The organism is Halomonas sp. PBN3 (assembly GCF_000475415.1).
Lineage (GTDB): Bacteria > Pseudomonadota > Gammaproteobacteria > Pseudomonadales > Halomonadaceae > Halomonas > Halomonas shengliensis.
In genome coordinates this window covers 1-1,188 of record NZ_AXCA01000201.1, presented here as the reverse complement: position 1 = coordinate 1,188, position 1,188 = coordinate 1, and the positions used below count along the sequence as shown (strand labels likewise).

Below are 1,188 nucleotides of genomic sequence, written 5' to 3'. Positions count from 1 at the left end.
AATCATCAGCGTAGCGGCAGTAAGCTACCGCTGGTCGCCAACGTCGTCTTTCTCGCATAGCGATTGGAAATTCCCGTTGGATGCTAGAGTTCCAGTACCAACGATCTTTGCGGGCCTTCTTGCCAAGATAGCGTTTCTCAAGCCATTGATCGAATTCATTCAGCATGATATTCGACAGTAATGGTGAAAGCACACCACCTTGCGGAACGCCGTCGTGAGCAGCATGAAACAGCCCTTTGTCGACATGGCCCGCTTTGATAAATTTCCATAGGAGGTCTAGGAAACGATTGTCACAAATCCGCCTGCGAACGCACCGCATCAGCTTTCGGTGGTGGACAGTATCAAAGTAGCTTGCCAAGTCGCCTTCTATGACCCAGCGGCCCTTCGTTTCTCCACTATCCGTAAGCTGCAATTTCACGGTTCGGATAGCATGGTGCACGCTTCTTTCGGGACGGAAGCCGTAGGATAAGCGATGAAAGTCGCTTTCCCATATGGGCTCCATGGCCATCAGCATCGCACGTTGTACAATCCTATCTCGCAGTGTTGGTATCCCCAGTGGGCGCTTCTTGCCGTTGGCCTTCGGAATATAGATACGACGAGCAGGCTGAGGCTGATAGGTTCCAGCCAGCAGCTCTGAGCGAATATCATCCACGTAGTGGGTAAGATTCTGCTCCATTACTCGTCGAGTCACACCGTCGATTCCGGCAGTCTTGGCCCCCTTTGATGCCAGTGTTTTCCACGCAGCACTCAGGAGCCAGTCGCGCCCTGCAATCAGCCTCAACAGTCGATCAAACCTACGATTCGGATCTTCTGTTGACCATGTTGCTAGCTTGCTCTGCATTTCCCTGATTATCAAAGGTCTTCACCTCTCTCGGTCAGGTAATTAGTGGAACAAGCCACTTGAACTGCCTCCCTTCGCCATGTGATGGGCTTTCCCCACCTCGGACTACTACGGAGGCTCCGCCAGCTTGTCGGGCATCGGGGTCGCACTCCCTTACCATCCCATACAAGCCTTCCCTCGTTTACATGCTGGACTCAAGTGTATGGAGGAGGTTGCCGATCGCAATCTTTACCCTTGCATGCTGCAAGTTGGTGCACCCGGTATGGATTAGCTGCGCACTGTCCATACCTCTGTTGGCAACGACGTGGCTATTCGTCGCCCACAGCAGAAGTGAGCCATACTTGTAC

General features: G+C 52.8%; 1 protein-coding gene. It reads right to left on the bottom strand.

Going from position 1 to position 1,188, the window contains the following annotated elements:
• A partial coding sequence (locus Q673_RS36230; protein WP_268744290.1) for a reverse transcriptase domain-containing protein occupies positions 1-841 on the bottom strand: 841 nt, incomplete at its 3' end.
• Positions 842-1,188 lie beyond the last annotated feature (347 nt).